The organism is Chitinophaga barathri, assembly GCF_003807585.1.
GTDB classification, from domain to species: domain Bacteria; phylum Bacteroidota; class Bacteroidia; order Chitinophagales; family Chitinophagaceae; genus Chitinophaga; species Chitinophaga barathri.
In genome coordinates this window covers 15,497-31,687 of record NZ_RMBX01000022.1, presented here as the reverse complement: position 1 = coordinate 31,687, position 16,191 = coordinate 15,497, and the positions used below count along the sequence as shown (strand labels likewise).

Genomic DNA, 16,191 nt, shown 5'->3' with positions numbered 1-16,191 from the left:
GCAGATGGATGCGGGGCGGCTGTTCCTTTATGAAGGGGTTTTTGTGCCAAAATGATAAGGAATTTATATTATATTGAAATATGTTTACCCGTCTGCTTTTCATTGGCCTTCTTTTTACGGGCCTGCTTTTCTTATGTGAAGACGCCTCTTCGCAGGCTGCCAAAAAGCCTAATATCATTCTTATCATGGCGGATGACCTCGGTTATTCGGACCTGGGCTGTTATGGCGGAGAGATCAATACACCCAACCTGGATTATCTCGCTTCGCGGGGAGTAAGGTTCAGTCGGTTTTATAATACTTCGCGCTGCTGCCCGACAAGGGCTGCTCTGCTCACCGGCATGGACAATCATAATGCCGGCATTGGCGATATGACTGCGGACAGGCATATGGCGGGCTACCGCGGCGCACTGGGCCGGGATGTGGTGACGATCGCGGAAGTGCTGAAAGATGCCGGCTACCGCACGGCGATGTCCGGCAAATGGCATGTGTCCAACACCATCGAAGAACCGACGCCGAAGGCGCAGCTGGATTGGCTGAATCATAAAACAGACCGCCCGTTTTTTTCACCGGTAGAGCAATACCCGGTGAACAGGGGATTTGAAAAGTATTTCGGAACGATCTGGGGCGTCATTGATTTTTTTGATCCTTTCAGCCTGGTGAGCGGCACGGAGCCGGTAAAACAGGTCCCGGGCAATTATTATCACACCGATGCCATCAACGATTCCGCGGCGAAGTACATCCGGGAGTTCAGCAAAGGGGGACAGCCGTTTTTTATCTATGTAGCCCACAATGCGCCTCACTGGCCTTTGCAGGCCAAACCGACGGATATCGAAAAATACAAAGACACTTACAAAGCCGGCTGGGACGCTATCAGGAAAGCACGGTATGAGAAACTTGCAAAGTCCGGCCTGATCGATCCCGCGAAAGCGGCACTGTCCCCACGGATAAAAAATGCGCTGGCCTGGGAAAACAATCCGGATAAAGAATGGGACGCACACGCCATGGCTGTGCATGCCTCCATGGTGGACTGCATGGACCAGGGTATAGGAAGGATCATTTCCACGCTGAAAGAAACCGGGGAATTGAATAACACGCTCATTCTTTTCCTTAGCGACAACGGCGCCAGCCCCGAGGATTGTTCCCGTTACGGCAAAGGTTTTGACCGCCCCGGCGAAACGCGGGACGGCAGGGACATCATTTATCCGACGGATAAAAAAGTGATGCCGGGGCCGCAGACCACCTTTGCTTCCATTGGCGAGAGATGGGCCAATGTGGCCAATACGCCGTATCAATACGCCAAAATGGAATCGTATGAGGGCGGTGTACGCACTCCCATGATCGCCTTCTGGCCGGAAGGAATAAAAAACATAGGGACAATTGCCCCGCAGGTAGGGCATGTAATGGATTTTATGGCCACGTTCACCGAGCTGTCTGGCGCTGTTTATCCTGTTACGTACAAAGGAAATAAGATACTGCCGATGCAGGGCCAGAGCCTGGTACCGGCTTTTAAAGGGAAAAATGGCGAAGGGCGTGAATACCTGTTTAACGAACATATGAACGGCCGTTATGCCCGCTCCCGTGAATGGAAGCTGGTATCACTGAGCAGGGACACCAGTTGGCGGCTGTACAGGATCTATGACGACGAAACGGAGTTGAATGATCTTGCCGCAAAATATCCCGGAGTCGTGAAAGACCTCGAAACAAGATGGCGGCAATGGGCATTGGAAAACCGTGTATTACCAAAGCAGCCGCCCAAAAACGGGAAGTAGGATATCGATCTTATCCGGGTATTATTTTTTTCTCAGCGATCCCATCGCTTCCGCATATCTTTTGCCGAACATACGTTGGGAGGCCGCGTCAATATGAACGCCATCCGCAAGAGGTGTAAAACCTTTCCCGGAAACTACTGTGAAAAAGGACAAGGATTTCGCGGCGTCATAAATGGTGGGATTCACAGCAGCCGATCCTTTATTAAAATCAGGCAGTTCTCCGGCCACAAACGGCAGGTCCGGCGTGTGGAACGCCTGGCGGAATTTAGTCACGAGCTGTACAAGGTTGTTGCTGTAAGCGGCGGCTTTTTCCGGTGCGGTGTCAGCTTCGCCCTGGTGCCAGAGAACGCCTTTTAATACGCCGTCTTTCATCGCCAGCCGCGTACGAACAATGGCATTGTTCCAGGGATAGGAGCGGGTCTGCTCCCAGAAATGGTCATTCAGCCAGTGATCCATGCCGGAGCCGCCCGCGGCGCAGGGTATCAGCCCGATGACAATATCAGGATCGTGTTTGATCATTTCACGGGCGAAACTTAAACCGGGGCCAACGCCAGCCGCGGTTTTATCGAAGTGTACCGGATCTTTGGCGATTTCCCATTCCCCGTCCCTGTTCAAGGCCAGTATGCGCGGGTCGCCAACTGTATCCTGCGGCGCTACGATCCCTCTGCCGGCCATGTTGGATTGACCGGCCAGCAGGTACAGGTGAAATTTTTTAGCGGGCACTTTGATCACCGCCTTTTCCCTGTTCTTTGGGAATACGGATGACTGCTGGGCATAGAGGATATTTGCGGCTGACAGCAGCAGGGTCAGCACGAGGTATCGTAAGGGTATTCTTTTCATCGGTAGAAACATGGCTTATCCGTAATGTTGAAATTTCCGGCCTATAAAAATAATAAACAGGGGGAGGATTTTCCAGGAATCTGCAAAATAGCCCGGAGAGGCCATGTGGATATTTTCTACCTAAGCGTGTTTTATTTTACGGGCCAGGTAATGAATGGCCAGTGCCAGAACGGTCCAATAACAGGCAAAACCAACAAGAAAGAATGGCGGCGGCGTATCCGGGTCCTGGCGCAAAAAATTAATAAAAGGCAATAGCGGACCGACCAGGATGATTTTGATGGGGGATAGGATGGTGGATACAGTGGATTTCCACGCTGCCTGTGATCCCGATCCCACGAGGGATTCAGGCGGCTGATCCAGTAGTGAGGTGGTGGCAAAGAGAAAAACAAATGCCAGGATGACGAAGAGGAGAACAAATTTTATCCTTGAAATTTTCATACCAGTACAGTTTAAATTAAAGTGGTAAGAATGCTTTTGCTGAACAGCTTGAATAGATTAAAAGTACTTTGAGATACAAAGTTAAATGAAAATATATCTTCTTGCAAAGTATTTTTTGAAGCCTTATTCCGGATGGTTCCCGGGTTAAAAAGAAGAACAATAGGTGTTTATTTACAACCAGTTACGATTATTTCGCTGGATTTAGGCCCCGGAATCTCTGACATAAACGGAATATTTGTAAATTAGGAGCAGCGTGAAGATTGCCTTCCGGACCAGCCCCGCCGGATGCCCCGACAAACTTATGAGCAGTAGAGAACAGGTGACATATACTTATGAATGTATCGTCAATTCCAAAATAACCCCAGGTTCGCAAATCTATTTTTTATGAGACAGATCAACCTCGCACTTATCCCGGTCTTTTTCTTTTTTGCATGCGGTAGCCGCAGCGGGTCGAAAAGTAACCAGCTGCCCGATAAAATTTCTCAGTCCGTCGGTTGCGCTATCCCGCGCACGTCCGATAAAGACTGGTATACCTCCGGTAAAAAGGCCCCGTTATTTGAAGGGCTGGGGGGTATTGATTTTAACATTTCAACTTCCGTTAAAGAAGCGCAGGTGTATTTTAACCAGGGCATGATGTTTTCCTACGGTTTTAATCATGCTGAAGCGGCAAGGTCGTTTTTTGAAGCAACACGCCTGGATTCCACCTGCGCCATGGCTTATTGGGGCTTTGCGTATGTGCTGGGCCCGAACTACAATGGCGGTATGGAAGAGGATAATTTTGAACGTGCCTACGTAGCGGCTGCGAAAGCACAATCGCTTTCGGCTAAATGTACGCCCAAAGAAATTGCGCTGATCGGGGCATTAACTGCCCGGTATGCCCAACAGCCGCCGGCAGACCGCAGTTCCCTGGACGTTGCCTATGCTGCCGCGATGAAAAAGGTATACGCGCAGTATCCTTCCGATCCCGATATAGGAGCGTTATACGCGGAAGCTTTAATGGATCTGCACCCCTGGGATCTGTACGACAAAAAGACAAAAGCTCCGAAAGCATGGACGCCGGGACTGGTCGAAATATTGGAGCGCCTCATGAAGGAACATCCGAAACATCCGGGGGCGCATCATTTTTACATACATGCGCTGGAGGCTTCCGCCACTCCTGAGAAAGCAATAACAAGTGCGAGGGTGCTGGATACACTGGTGCCTGGCGCCGGCCATCTGCTGCATATGTCTTCGCATATTTATATCAATACCGGGGATTATCACCTTGGTTCGCTCTCCAATATCCGTGCGGTGGAGGAAGACAGTGTTTATACGACCGCCTGCCACGCGCAGGGTGCATATCCCCTGGCATATTTCCCGCACAACTATCATTTCCTGGCCGCGACGGCAACATTGGAAGGTAATTCGGCATTGGCCTGGGAGTCCGCAAAAAAATTACAGGAGCATACATCCGAAGAAATTATGCGGATGCCGGGCTGGGGTACATTACAACACTATTATACCATTCCGTATTACATAGCGGTAAAACTATCGATGTGGGATACTATTGCCGCTCTTCCCGCTCCGGGAAAAGACCTCGTGTATCCCCGGGCAATCTGGCATTACGCAAAAGGAATGGCATTTTTAGGGAAACATGATATTGCGGATGCACAAAAAGAAATGGACAGCCTGGGTTTATTAGCCGCGGACACTATTCTTCAAGACCTTACCATTTGGAATATTAACACCACCGCCGATCTTGTACAAATTGCCTCAAAGGTGCTGTCCGCGGGAATAGCGTTGCAGCAGGGGAAAACAGATCAGGCTGTTTCCATGCTGCGGGAAGCAGTGGTCATGGAAGATAATCTCAATTACAACGAGCCGCCGGATTGGTTTTTCTCGGTCAGGCATCACCTGGGAGCGGTGTTGCTCAAAGCCGGGAAATATAAAGAAGCGGAGGAGGTATATCGCCGGGACCTGCAGACCTGGCGGAAGAATGGCTGGGCCTTAATAGGCTTATCCAATGCTTTGACGATGCAAAACAAAAAGGATGAAGCGCAGAAGGCGCGTGTTGCTTTTGATGAAGCGTGGAAATATGCCGATGTGAAAATTAGTTCTTCTTCGGGAATTACTGATTAGCGGGTTTGGGCGTAACGCCAACATTAATTATTGTCATTATTTCCTGGTTGAAAACCAATTGAATTGGGGGCATTTTTTTTGATTTCTTCTTCCACGTAATCTTTACACCCGTTCAGGATCACATCCGGTAAGATGTTATGGTCCTTTCGGGTCCAGCTTACGTCTTTTATGGACCATTTGCAATTATTATTGTATGCCTTTTGTATTTGTGCCATTTCATTGGTTTGTTTAAAGTCGTTGCTCCAATAGGCATGCCCAATGCGGTAATTGTTAAAAAAAGCATCTGGCTCATCAAAAAGGGCATGGATATAATCGGCGGCTTTGAGTATTTGCTCCCAGGCTTTTTGTTCTGTAATGAGGCCGGCCATAAAAGAGGTCCTGGAAAGTTCAATTATGCGTTGGAGGTCAAATGCCCAGACCAATATTGCTGGATTGCTGCCTTGTGGTTCCCAGCAGGAGGTAATATAACGTTCGGGGAGCTGCGTCAGTTCTTCCAGGCGGGAGATCATGGCATTTCTCGTTTGGTCCGTCATTAGCTGTTTATCCGACGCAAAGAGCCTGCTGTGCATACCTGCAAAAAGCTGGTCTATCCGCTCGTTATATGTTTTCTCAGAAAGTACCTTCCAGGCCTCGTCGTTGGCAGCCAGCCGGTCTTCTTTAGTGACTATTTGAAAAGTAGTAAACCGTGTTTTTCGGGGCATCCGTATTTCAGCAGGCCAATATTCCAGCGTTTCCACCCAGCTGCCGGTATGATAACAGGATGGGGCTTCCAGTTGCAGCGCTTCTCTTTTTTCCTGTGGCAACCAGGTGAGCCCCCCGGCCAGCCGGTAGTACTTTTTTTGCTCAGCGGTATTTTTAAACATCATCCTTTTTGTCACCAGGATGATCATGGCGATAGTAAGCAGGCTCAAAACGGCTATAATGCCATACATTGTCCAGTTCTCTATTTTGCCAATGGTTGTCAGCCTTTTTAGAACGGGGATGGTTATCCCCAGCGGAATGCACAGAAGAAGTAATGTCACATAGAGCAGTCCCTGATTATTATGATTGGGATTGCCTTTCGGCTTTGCATCCTGCTCACCGGGGTGGTTTTGAATGAATGTGCTCATTTGCGGCATTTTATTTAACTACAAACGTAAGAAGAAAAAGGACCGGATGCCCATTAAAATAAACGGGTTGTTAACAATGGATGAAAGGCGTTATTTATTTTTCAGCAAACCTGCCGTATGCCGGTACTACTCTATCGCAAATTTGACTGATAGATAGTAGTATTGGTCTGTAGCCGGTTTATAGTAGAAGTTTTCTTCAGATACTAATTCAGGAGAGGTGTAGTCCGTAACGGTAAGAACAGCTCCCAGTTTTTTATTGAGCGCCTTTGCAAGGCTGGCGGCTTTTTCTTTACAGACACTAAATGCAGCATCATAAAGTTTTTCATCATCTTTAACAGGTTTGAACTTTAATCTTGAGCCTGCAATAGTAACAACGCCGCCCCCGTTGGCCAGCCTGGTTGCCTTGAGCAACTCTTCTTTGGTGCGGGTTTCGAAGGTATATAAAGTGCCCTCCCTATAATATTGCAGCGCCTGGTAAGCCATTTTATCTTCTTTAAACCGGCTTTCCTCCAAACCGGCCGCTTTGGCTTTGGCAAAAAAGGCTTTCTTTAAGTCTTCGAAAGGTTTCCTCCCTTCTGTTTCTCCATACTCCTCTGCTATGGCAAAATCTATGTAGTAAGATTCAACTTCCCTGTCTAATTTGGCAACGCCCCTTACTTCTATGGAGGTTTCCTTTTCCTGGGAATAACTGTTCGATGCCGCAAGCAATACCATTGCGGCCAGTAATATTTTTTTCATGGTTTTATTTTTAAGTTGCCGGAATTTTTTTCTTACGCTATCGTAAAGATTAAGGAGGCTACGATCATCCATGCGCCTACAATGATGCCCAGTATGCCCAGTTGGCCCTGTTTCGGCGCAATTTTCGCTCTTATTTGTACCGCTTTTTCCCGGGCTTTTTCATTTTTAGAGAGAAAGAATTTGGTGATGAGGGGGAACCCGAGTAAAAAACCTAAGCAGGCTTCTACCAGGCTGCCAGCCATTAATGTTACCCACCAAACCGGGGCGGATGTAAGCCAGCCCATGTTTAAAACACCTGTTACCAGGCCCCAGATCCCCCAAAAGCAAAAAATAATGCCTATCCATCCCTGGTAAGGCGCTACTTTTTCCAGCAGTTCCTTTGCGTTGGGTTTTCTTGATAAGATCAGAGAGGGTACAGCAATGATGCTTAATAAGATCAATGTAATTCCGTAGATCATGATGATTAGTTTTTATTTTGAAATGAAAAATGCAATGATGAGAAGGAGGAGGGCCAGGCAGGAACCGGTGAACACGTACCAGGGGTACTTTGCCTCCTTTTTAAGTTCGTTTGCCGTGGCATTGAGGTCCGGGGGCATTTCACCACCCGTAAGCACCTTACGGCAATGACTGCAGATACTGTATGTTTTTTTATAAACGGGGAACACTGGTATCCAGAACACATGGAAGTAGATACAGTTGATTTGGATGAGCAGGCTCTCCCTGACTGAACAATGATTGCAGGAGTGCTCAAGAACAGGCTCCAGGTCGATTTTCTTTTCCCTTATTCCAAAAACTATCATACCGTTTTGTTTGAAACAAAGGTAGACCCGGACGATAGGGGTAACAACATCGTTTTCAGTGAAAATCACTACCCTGTTTTCAGGGGGTTAGCTGAGCAGGCCTAGCTTTACGGCATACCTGGTGAGCCCTGCCAGGTTACGCACTTTTAATTTCAGGATAAGGGTTTTGCGGTAGCTTTCAATGGTGTGTTTGCTTAAAAAAAGTTTATCGGCAATTTCCTGGGTAGTATATTCTTCTGCAATTAGTTTTAGCACATCCCTTTCGCGGGAGGTTAACATTTCAAGGGTTTCTTTTTCTTTTGAGAAAACACTTTTAAGATACCCCTGTTTAACGGCTTCTGAAAAATATTTTTCGCCTTTCAGGATCATTTTGATCGCTGTAAGCAATTCGTCTGAATCTGCATTTTTTGATAAAAATCCATCTACATCATGCTGAACAAGGGCATCAATCATGTTATTGTCGGTATGCATGCTCACGACTAATGTGCTGATTTCCGGCCTTTTTTCTTTAATGTGATTATTAAGGGTAATGCCATCCACATCCGGCATGCTGATGTCTGTGATTACAAGATCCACCTGTTCTTCCGGATGCTGATCAAGGTAGTTCATCACCAGTTTGCCATTGTGCGCATAATACAGAACATGCAGGTCTTCCTCCTTCTCTATTAACCTGATGAGACCTTCTAAAAACAATTTGTGATCGTCAGCCAGGATAATATTATGCTTCATGCCATTCCGGTTTTAATGGTATTTCAATATCTATTACTGTGCCTTTCGACGGGAATGAATCAATGGAAAGTACCCCATCGAATAACTTTAACCGCTCCCGTATATTCTGGAAGCCAATGCCATGTTTGGTGGTTTCTACAGAAAAGCCCCGGCCATTATCTTCAAACAGCAGTTTCACCAGGCCATCCATCTTTGTCAGTTGTATCTCCACTTTCGATGCCAGGCTATGTTTTTGGGAATTGGTGATCAGTTCCTGTATTATTTTATATATCTCCACTTTTAGCGTAGTGCCAATAAGGTCTATTTCTTCCCTGGGATAAGCCTGAAAAGATATTTTAGCGTTCCCCGGGATATCAAATTGCCTGAGATAACCCGAGATCAGTTCGGTGAACCCTGTATTGGTAAACTTCTGCGGAATGAGATCATGGGAAAGATCACGGACCTGGTGGTAGGTTTCGTCCACCTGTAGCATCAGCTCTTTTAACCCGTTCACATTGTGCTGGCTGGAAAGCCGGAGCTTAATGGCGGCGAGGTTGCCGCCAATACTGTCATGCAATTCTTCCGCTATCCGTTTTCGCTCTTTTTCCTGCCCGCTTACAGAGGCTTTCAGCAACGCCAGTTCTTTATCCTTTAACAGCGCCGTGATTTTTTGCTGATTCATTTCATCCATTGCCGTATTAAGCTTGCTTTGCGCCTGTAGCTTTTGATAATACAGATACAGCAAGCCGATAACAGGCAGGAGGATCACCAGGAACCCTATTAGCAGGCCATACTTTATGGTTTTTTGTTGCTGCAGTTCATTTTCCTTGTTTAGTATCTCTTTTTCTTTCTGAACAGTCTGGTATTTAATTTCCAGTTCATTGATCTCTTTTTTATTCTGCCGGTTTAATACTTCCCTGGAAACACCCATATACTGGGTCATTAGTGCATAGGCATTTTTATAGTCGCCCGTGGAAGCGTGCAGGGTACGGAGGCTATTCAGCACTTTCAGTTGCGCTTTCAGATCGTTCCATTGCATGGCATTTGCATACACCATGGAGAGAAGTCCTTTGGCATTTTCATATTCCTTCTTTTTAATAAGGAGATCTCCCAGTCTTTGCCCGGCGTTAATGTATATGTCAAAAAACTGCTGGGCCTGTGCATTTTTTATCACTTCATTGTAAATGGAAAATGCTTCTTCCGTATGCTGATCCAGTTCGGCTATAATACCCAGCGTCAGTTTTGTTTGAAGTTCGTTTTTTAGCTGATGTTGCTGCCGGAAGAATAGAAGCGCCTTTTCAGCATACTGTTTTGCCCTGATCAGATCATTTTTCTCCAGGTAGATCACACTTAACCGTTCATAGGCAGTATGTATCAGTTGCTCATCCTGTGTGGTTTTCAGCAGATCGTTGTATGCCTCAATAGCTTTGTTATATTCATTCCGGGCAAAATATACATTGGCGATGCCCAGTTTATTTTCGTTGATAGCCGCGGTATTGCCTAGTATTTCTGCAAGCCGTATGCCCTCCAGGTAATAGCGCAAAGCTTCATCTTGCAACCCTTGTTCACTATAAGCCTTCGCCAAAGTTTGAAAAAGTGCGGATTGATAAAGGTGTTTGTCGCCGGACTTAACAGTACTATTGTTTAATGCATCCACCATCTGTTGTGCATAAAAGATCACCGAATCAGTGGTGCCATGGGTGGCATGGAACGCAATTAAGGGCTGTGCGGCCAACATTTTCTCTTTAATATCGCCGGCATGTTTCAGTTGCTGCAACAGGGAATCGGGGGTATAAACAGGAAGTTTACCAAACCCCACAAAGCTTTCCTGGTTTTGCGCCAGGCAGGAAAGAGAAACCATCAGCATACATATGAAAAACAGCAGACTTTTACTCATTCACATTTATTGGGTTTTTCTTTAATCGTTGTTGGGTTGATCTCAGATCATCCGTAACAACGGGGTTATGTTTTATTTTATTTATGAAAGGTAATAATTAAACAATTCATTATGAACGACATGGGGGAGAAATTGTTGCCGTGAACGAATGGTGCAGAGGTTTAACCAGGCTTCACGTTGGGACAAAAGCAACGGTTAATACGGTATGAGCAAAAAAAGGGAGAATTATCTAACCAGTTTGTGCGAGATTTGCTTAATTTTTACAACCTGGTAGGATGAAAATTGATTGCCAGTTTGTAATTCATTCTTGTTTATGAATATAATGGTTTGATTGTCAATTTTTATTCCGCTTCCTGAAAACCATCCCAATAGTATTCACCTTCATAAATGGCCGAATCTATATAATAATCGAATCTGAGTTGTATTTGTTCCATCTGCTTTCCTCGAAACAATGTTCTCTTTTCATTTTGATAACCACCGAATACATAAGAGCGATCAATATTATAATCATCTCCTTGTATTGTATGGCAATGGATACAGTTATTCACCCACACATTTTTCTTTAATGTTTTGGAGTAAGTTTCCCGGAAAAAGGGAAATCGTTCGCTCAGTATAGAAACAACAGCAATATCTACAGATTTAATGTCTACAAAAAAAGCTGGATAGTCGTATATAGTCCAAATAGAATCAAACACGCTTGTGATATAAACCTTTGCACCTAATCCTATTAGTGGAGTTGTTTTGTGACATTTCCAACATTCTCTTTCGCTTTGGGCAATAAGGTAAGGGTATTTAACAAAAGTACCGCCGTTGGGTGGTAACCATACTTTGAATGGATTGATATCTTTAATATGATCAGGTATAACCCAGGTTTTTACATCAGGTACCCATACTGCACCTAGTTTCTTTGCCTCATCTTTATGGCTAAAAGGAACATCAATTTTTATGGGCATAATGAAAGATTTTACAAACAATAGAAGTTGAAAAAGAATTTTGAAAACTATAAATGAAGCAGGTAACTTTTTATAAGACCGAAGCCCGGTTTTAGAATCACTTCCAGCTAATAGTTAAATCTTTCAACTCAACCTGAAAATGCCCTGCGGAAGGATCGAAGAATTTTAAAGGGACTATTTTTAAGATTTTTACTGAGGGTAATACTTTCGATAATATGATAACTGTTTTGAGTGGAACATCAGTATAAAGATCATTACTTTCAGATACTGATCCAACGGAAATTTTTTCACTTTTATATTCATTGCCCTCTATGTCGGTAGCTTTAACCGGACTAAAGAGAATTCTTCTGTTAGCATCGTGATTCTTCAATGTTAAGATTATACTTATTGTTTGGCTTTTAGTATTTCCCTCGCATTTTATAAGGTTGAAATCAATCTTAGCTGCAGTCACAGTATTAGTTGGCGTATTGATCTGTAATGTTTTCTTGAGGTACTCATTCTCTTTTTTCAGATCATCACAATTGGTTTGAGCTTTTGAAATATAGCCAATTAATAAAAGGAAGGTTGTCATAATAGAAATGGTTCGCATAAATGGAATTTGAAAGGGTTGAAGAGAGCCTTGGATAGCTAGTTAACAAGATGAATTTAAGTATAAAAATCTACTTTGTAAAATTTGTCGGCTCGGAGAGTATCATTAATTGTTTTAAAATAAAAAAGGCCGCCTTTTGGCGACCTTTTATCGTTGTACCGCGTACGGGAGTCGAACCCGTCATTCCTCCGTGAAAGGGAGGCGTCTTAGCCGATTGACCAACGCGGCATTCCTTCATTTGGGATTGCAAAGGTATAATCCATTTCGATATTTCCAAAATAAATTTACTTAACCTAAATATCTATTGATTAATCCCTGCTAAGGACGTAATTTTGCAATTCAATTTTTCATCTACAAACTACAGTGTAAAATGGGAACTTCTCTCAAAATTGGTATTAATGGTTTCGGCCGCATAGGCCGTTTGGCGTACCGCCAAATTTACAATATGCCGGGCATCGACGTGGTGGCTATCAACGACCTGACAAGCCCCGCTGTTTTAGCGCACCTGCTGAAATACGATTCCGCACAAGGTAGATTTGGACAGGAAGTGAAGCACAGCGACAATTCCATCACCGTTAACGGCGATGAAGTGAAGATATACGCGCAGAAAGATCCCTCACAGATACCCTGGAAAGACCATGGTGTGGACGTAGTGCTCGAATGCACCGGCTTCTTTACCGATAAAGCGAAAGCCGAAGCTCACATCACTGCAGGCGCTAAACGCGTGGTAATCTCAGCACCCGCTACCGGCGACCTGAAAACCATCGTTTTTAACGTAAACCACGATATCCTGGATGGCAGCGAAACCGTTATCTCCTGCGCTTCCTGCACAACCAACTGTCTGGCCCCCATGGCGAAAGTGCTGAACGACAAGTTCGGCATCGTTACCGGCCTCATGACCACCATTCACGCTTATACGAACGACCAGAACACCCTGGATGCTCCCCATCCCAAAGGTGACCTGCGCCGCGCACGCGCCGCAGCTGCGAACATCGTTCCGAACAGCACCGGCGCCGCCAAAGCTATCGGCCTGGTTCTGCCCGAGCTGAAAGGTAAACTGGATGGTAGCGCACAGCGTGTTCCCACCATCACCGGCTCCCTCACGGAACTGACCTCCGTACTGGGCAAAAAAGTGACCGTAGAAGAGATCAACGCTACCATGAAAGCCGCGGCCAACGAATCTTTCGGTTATACCGAAGACGAAATCGTTAGCTCCGACATCATCGGCATCAACTTCGGTTCCCTGTTCGACGCTACCCAGACCAGGGTAATGACCCAGGGCGACCTCCAGCTGGTGAAAACCGTTTCCTGGTACGACAACGAAATGAGCTACGTATCCCAGCTGGTACGTACCGTTAAGTACTTTGCAGAACTGATCAGCAAATAAGCGGGTCTACAGATATTTACCAACCCTCCGCGATAAGCTGTATCCACAGCCTACCCGGAGGGTTTTTTTCTTACCTTCCTAAACTCCTTCATTATGAGCAAGTTCTCTGATCATAACTTCAAAGGCCAGAAAGCCCTTATCCGCGTTGATTTTAACGTCCCCCTGAATGATCAGCTGGAAATTACGGACGATACCCGCATGCAGGCCGCCGTGCCCACTATCAAAAAGATACTGGCAGACGGTGGTTCCGTGATCCTCATGAGCCATCTCGGCCGCCCGAAAGACGGCCCCACCGATAAATATTCCCTCAAACACCTGGTGAACCGCCTCGTGAAACTCTTGGACGGTGTTACCGTGAAGTTCGCCGAAGACTGCGTAGGTGAAGTGGCCGAAAAAGCCGCCGCCAACCTGCAACCCGGCGAAGTGCTGCTGCTGGAGAACCTCCGCTTCCACAAACAGGAAGAGAAAGGCGACAAAACCTTTGCAGAACAGCTTTCCAAACTGGGCGACGTATACGTGAACGACGCCTTTGGCACTGCTCACCGCGCGCACGCCTCCACCGCGGTGATCGCTGAGTTTTTCCCCGGGGACAAAAAGATGTTCGGACTCCTGATGGAAGCCGAAACCTCCAGCGCGGAAAAAGTACTGCATAGCTCGGAAAAACCTTTCACCGCCATCCTCGGCGGCGCTAAAGTGAGCGACAAGATCCTCATCATCGAAAACCTGCTGGCCAAAGCAAACAATATCATCATCGGCGGCGGTATGGCGTATACGTTCCTCAAAGCCCAGGGCAAAGAGATCGGCAACTCCCTCGTGGAGAACGATAAACTGGACCTCGCGCTGGAACTGCTGGCGAAAGCCAAAGCTCAGGGCGTGCAGCTGCTGATCCCCGAAGATTCAGTAGCGGCGGACAAATTCGCGGCTGATGCCAATACCCAGGTAGTATCCAACGACAGCATCCCTTCCGGCTGGATGGGCCTGGACATCGGGCCGAAGTCCATCGAAAAGTTCAGTGAAGTGATCGCTGCATCCAAAACCATCCTGTGGAACGGGCCGATGGGCGTGTTTGAAATGCCTGCCTTCCAGGGCGGCACCAAAGCTATCGCGGACGCTATCGTGAAAGCAACCGCCGGCGGGGCGTTCTCCCTCGTGGGTGGAGGTGACTCCGTAGCTGCTGTGAACCAGTTTGGCCTGGCGGACAAAGTGAGTTATGTATCCACCGGCGGCGGCGCCATGCTGGAGTATTTTGAAGGTAAAGTACTGCCCGGTATCGCAGCTATCAAGTAATAAAAGTTTACCGCATAAGAAAAGGCGCCTGGGATTTCCCGGCGCCTTTTCTGTTTCTGCAAATTAGTTGTTGCAGCAGGTATTATTTTTTGCTTCCTTCCGCAAAGTACTGGTGGAAGTAAGGGATCGTTTCGATGCCTTTGTAGAAGTTCGCCAGGTCATACTTTTCGTTGGGCGAGTGCAGGTTGTCACTGTCCAGCCCGAAGCCCATCAGCACGGTTTTCAGTCCCAGTACTTTTTCGAACAGGGCCACGATGGGAATGGAACCGCCGCCGCGTACGGGGATAGGTTCTTTCCCGAAAGTTTCGGTGATAGCCTGGCTGGCTGCTTTAAACGCCAGGTGATCCGTAGGCGTTACATATGGAGAACCGCCATGGTGAGCGGTTACAGTTACTTTTACGGATTTCGGCGCGATCTTCTCAAAGTGCGCTTTGAACAGGTCGGAGATCTTAACCCAGTCCTGGCCGGGCACCAGGCGCATGGAGATCTTGGCAAAAGCTTTGGAAGGCAGTACGGTTTTGGCGCCTTCACCGGTGTAGCCGCCCCAGATACCGTTCACTTCCAGCGTGGGCCGGATGCCGGTACGCTCGATAGTGGTATACCCCTTTTCGCCCCAGAGTTCTTCCACGCCCAGGTCTTTTTTGTATTCGGCTTCGTCAAAAGGCGCTTCGTTCAGCTTTTTACGTTCAGCTGCGCTCAGTTCCTGTACGCCGTCATAAAAACCGGGGATGGTGACATGATTATTTTCATCGTGCAGGGAAGCGATCATTTTCGCCAGGATGGTAGCGGGATTGGCCACTGCGCCGCCGTATACACCGGAGTGCAGGTCGCGGTTAGGGCCGGTCACGCCCACTTCCATATAAGCCAGGCCGCGCAGGCCGGTATCGATGGAAGGTGTATCCAGGCTGATCATGGACGTGTCTGAAATCAGCACTACGTCCGCTTTCAGGCGCTCTTTATTGGAATCCAGGAAAATGCCGAGGTTGTTGGAGCCTACTTCTTCTTCCCCTTCGATCATGAACTTCACATTGCAGGGCAGGGTGTTGGTTTTGATCATGGTTTCAAAAGCCTTCACATGCATATAAAACTGGCCTTTGTCGTCACAGGCGCCACGGGCGAAGATCTTCCCGTCTTTGATCACGGGCTCGAACGGGGGGCTGGTCCAGAGGTCCAGCGGGTCCGGCGGCTGTACGTCGTAGTGGCCGTAAACGAGTACAGTAGGGAAGGAAGGGTCGATGATCTTTTCGCCATATACGATTGGATGGCCTGCTGTAGGGCATACTTCCACTTTCTCGGCGCCTGCTTCCTCCAGTCTTTGTTTCACGGCTTCCGCGCAGCGTTTTGTGTCTTCATTATGCCGGGAATCCGCGCTTACAGAGGGGATTCGCAACAGTTCCAGCAGCTCGTTCAAAAAACGGTCTTTGTGCTGGGCCTGGTAATCTTTCCAAACTTGCATGATTGAGCTATTAAACGTTCACAATGGACGCAATTTAAAGGAAAATGCACTACGGGCCTTATTCCTTTCCATAAAAGTGATAACCGGGAAACAATAAAAAAG

15 protein-coding genes and 1 tRNA gene are annotated in these 16,191 nt (G+C 46.9%); 4 read left to right on the top strand and 12 right to left on the bottom strand.

The window, feature by feature from the left end; translation table 11 throughout:
- Positions 1–80 precede the first annotated feature (80 nt).
- On the top strand, positions 81–1,769 hold the full coding sequence (locus EG028_RS27300; protein ID WP_120519445.1) for an arylsulfatase: 1,689 nt from the start codon (positions 81–83) through the stop codon (positions 1,767–1,769).
- A 21-nt stretch (positions 1,770–1,790) separates the two neighbouring features.
- Here the strand turns inward: EG028_RS27300 and EG028_RS27295 are convergent, their stop codons facing one another.
- Together EG028_RS27295 and EG028_RS27290 are read right to left on the bottom strand one after the other, a co-directional pair.
- Entirely contained in the window at positions 1,791–2,609 is an 819-nt protein-coding gene (locus EG028_RS27295) for a sialate O-acetylesterase (protein ID WP_162946651.1), read from the bottom strand.
- A 120-nt stretch (positions 2,610–2,729) separates the two neighbouring features.
- Entirely contained in the window at positions 2,730–3,047 is a 318-nt protein-coding gene (locus EG028_RS27290; protein WP_123864815.1) for a hypothetical protein, read from the bottom strand.
- A 384-nt stretch (positions 3,048–3,431) separates the two neighbouring features.
- Between EG028_RS27290 and EG028_RS27285 the strand changes: the two genes are divergently transcribed.
- Positions 3,432–5,165 carry a tetratricopeptide repeat protein gene (locus tag EG028_RS27285; RefSeq protein ID WP_120519448.1) on the top strand — a complete coding sequence of 578 codons (1,734 nt, stop codon included), beginning with the start codon at positions 3,432–3,434 and terminating at the stop codon, positions 5,163–5,165.
- Between the two features lie 23 nt (positions 5,166–5,188).
- Here the strand turns inward: EG028_RS27285 and EG028_RS27280 are convergent, their stop codons facing one another.
- The 9 genes from EG028_RS27280 to EG028_RS27240 form a co-directional block, all read right to left on the bottom strand.
- Entirely contained in the window at positions 5,189–6,274 is a 1,086-nt protein-coding gene (locus tag EG028_RS27280) for a DUF1266 domain-containing protein (RefSeq protein WP_162946652.1), read from the bottom strand.
- A 126-nt stretch (positions 6,275–6,400) separates the two neighbouring features.
- Positions 6,401–7,012 (bottom strand): SIMPL domain-containing protein, encoded by a 612-nt coding sequence (locus EG028_RS27275; RefSeq protein ID WP_120519450.1) that lies wholly within the window; start codon positions 7,010–7,012, stop codon positions 6,401–6,403.
- Between the two features lie 32 nt (positions 7,013–7,044).
- On the bottom strand, positions 7,045–7,470 hold the full coding sequence (locus EG028_RS27270; RefSeq protein ID WP_120519451.1) for a hypothetical protein: 426 nt from the start codon (positions 7,468–7,470) through the stop codon (positions 7,045–7,047).
- A gap of 12 nt (positions 7,471–7,482) precedes the next feature.
- A complete protein-coding gene (locus EG028_RS27265) occupies positions 7,483–7,812 on the bottom strand; it encodes a zinc-ribbon domain-containing protein (RefSeq protein ID WP_123864814.1) in 330 nt (109 codons plus the stop codon).
- Between the two features lie 87 nt (positions 7,813–7,899).
- The gene (locus tag EG028_RS27260; RefSeq protein ID WP_120519452.1) at positions 7,900–8,541 is read right to left on the bottom strand and encodes a response regulator; all 642 of its coding nucleotides are present in this window, start codon (positions 8,539–8,541) and stop codon (positions 7,900–7,902) included.
- Positions 8,531–10,417 (bottom strand): tetratricopeptide repeat-containing sensor histidine kinase, encoded by a 1,887-nt coding sequence (locus EG028_RS27255; protein ID WP_120519453.1) that lies wholly within the window; start codon positions 10,415–10,417, stop codon positions 8,531–8,533. Before EG028_RS27255 ends, EG028_RS27260 begins: the two co-directional genes overlap by 11 nt.
- 341 nt (positions 10,418–10,758) lie before the next feature.
- Complete coding sequence (locus EG028_RS27250) at positions 10,759–11,370, bottom strand: DUF5710 domain-containing protein (RefSeq protein WP_120519454.1); 612 nt, start codon at positions 11,368–11,370, stop codon at positions 10,759–10,761.
- Between the two features lie 97 nt (positions 11,371–11,467).
- Positions 11,468–11,959, bottom strand: a complete 492-nt coding sequence (locus tag EG028_RS27245) for a hypothetical protein (protein ID WP_123864813.1) — start codon at positions 11,957–11,959, stop codon at positions 11,468–11,470.
- Between the two features lie 156 nt (positions 11,960–12,115).
- Positions 12,116–12,187 (bottom strand) — tRNA-Glu (locus EG028_RS27240).
- Between the two features lie 142 nt (positions 12,188–12,329).
- On the opposite strand from EG028_RS27240, the gene gap reads away from it, so the two are divergent.
- Entirely contained in the window at positions 12,330–13,346 is a 1,017-nt protein-coding gene (gene gap, locus EG028_RS27235) for a type I glyceraldehyde-3-phosphate dehydrogenase (RefSeq protein WP_120519456.1), read from the top strand.
- 93 nt (positions 13,347–13,439) lie between these two features.
- Entirely contained in the window at positions 13,440–14,633 is a 1,194-nt protein-coding gene (locus EG028_RS27230; protein ID WP_120519457.1) for a phosphoglycerate kinase, read from the top strand.
- Between the two features lie 82 nt (positions 14,634–14,715).
- Here EG028_RS27230 and EG028_RS27225 read toward each other — a convergent pair whose 3' ends face one another.
- The gene (locus EG028_RS27225; RefSeq protein ID WP_120519458.1) at positions 14,716–16,089 is read right to left on the bottom strand and encodes a dipeptidase; all 1,374 of its coding nucleotides are present in this window, start codon (positions 16,087–16,089) and stop codon (positions 14,716–14,718) included.
- Positions 16,090–16,191: the final 102 nt, after the last annotated feature.

What these genes read in the sequence shown, in the direction of transcription:
- EG028_RS27300 (WP_120519445.1), top strand. Translation starts at nt 81, where the DNA reads ATGTTTACCCGTCTGCTTTTCATTGGCCTTCTTTTTACGGGCCTGCTT.
- EG028_RS27295 (WP_162946651.1), bottom strand. Translation starts at nt 2,609, where the DNA reads ATGAAAAGAATACCCTTACGATACCTCGTGCTGACCCTGCTGCTGTCA.
- EG028_RS27290 (WP_123864815.1), bottom strand. Translation starts at nt 3,047, where the DNA reads ATGAAAATTTCAAGGATAAAATTTGTTCTCCTCTTCGTCATCCTGGCA.
- EG028_RS27285 (WP_120519448.1), top strand. Translation starts at nt 3,432, where the DNA reads ATGAGACAGATCAACCTCGCACTTATCCCGGTCTTTTTCTTTTTTGCA.
- EG028_RS27280 (WP_162946652.1), bottom strand. Translation starts at nt 6,274, where the DNA reads ATGAGCACATTCATTCAAAACCACCCCGGTGAGCAGGATGCAAAGCCG.
- EG028_RS27275 (WP_120519450.1), bottom strand. Translation starts at nt 7,012, where the DNA reads ATGAAAAAAATATTACTGGCCGCAATGGTATTGCTTGCGGCATCGAAC.
- EG028_RS27270 (WP_120519451.1), bottom strand. Translation starts at nt 7,470, where the DNA reads ATGATCTACGGAATTACATTGATCTTATTAAGCATCATTGCTGTACCC.
- EG028_RS27265 (WP_123864814.1), bottom strand. Translation starts at nt 7,812, where the DNA reads ATGATAGTTTTTGGAATAAGGGAAAAGAAAATCGACCTGGAGCCTGTT.
- EG028_RS27260 (WP_120519452.1), bottom strand. Translation starts at nt 8,541, where the DNA reads ATGAAGCATAATATTATCCTGGCTGACGATCACAAATTGTTTTTAGAA.
- EG028_RS27255 (WP_120519453.1), bottom strand. Translation starts at nt 10,417, where the DNA reads ATGAGTAAAAGTCTGCTGTTTTTCATATGTATGCTGATGGTTTCTCTT.
- EG028_RS27250 (WP_120519454.1), bottom strand. Translation starts at nt 11,370, where the DNA reads ATGCCCATAAAAATTGATGTTCCTTTTAGCCATAAAGATGAGGCAAAG.
- EG028_RS27245 (WP_123864813.1), bottom strand. Translation starts at nt 11,959, where the DNA reads ATGCGAACCATTTCTATTATGACAACCTTCCTTTTATTAATTGGCTAT.
- gap (WP_120519456.1), top strand. Translation starts at nt 12,330, where the DNA reads ATGGGAACTTCTCTCAAAATTGGTATTAATGGTTTCGGCCGCATAGGC.
- EG028_RS27230 (WP_120519457.1), top strand. Translation starts at nt 13,440, where the DNA reads ATGAGCAAGTTCTCTGATCATAACTTCAAAGGCCAGAAAGCCCTTATC.
- EG028_RS27225 (WP_120519458.1), bottom strand. Translation starts at nt 16,089, where the DNA reads ATGCAAGTTTGGAAAGATTACCAGGCCCAGCACAAAGACCGTTTTTTG.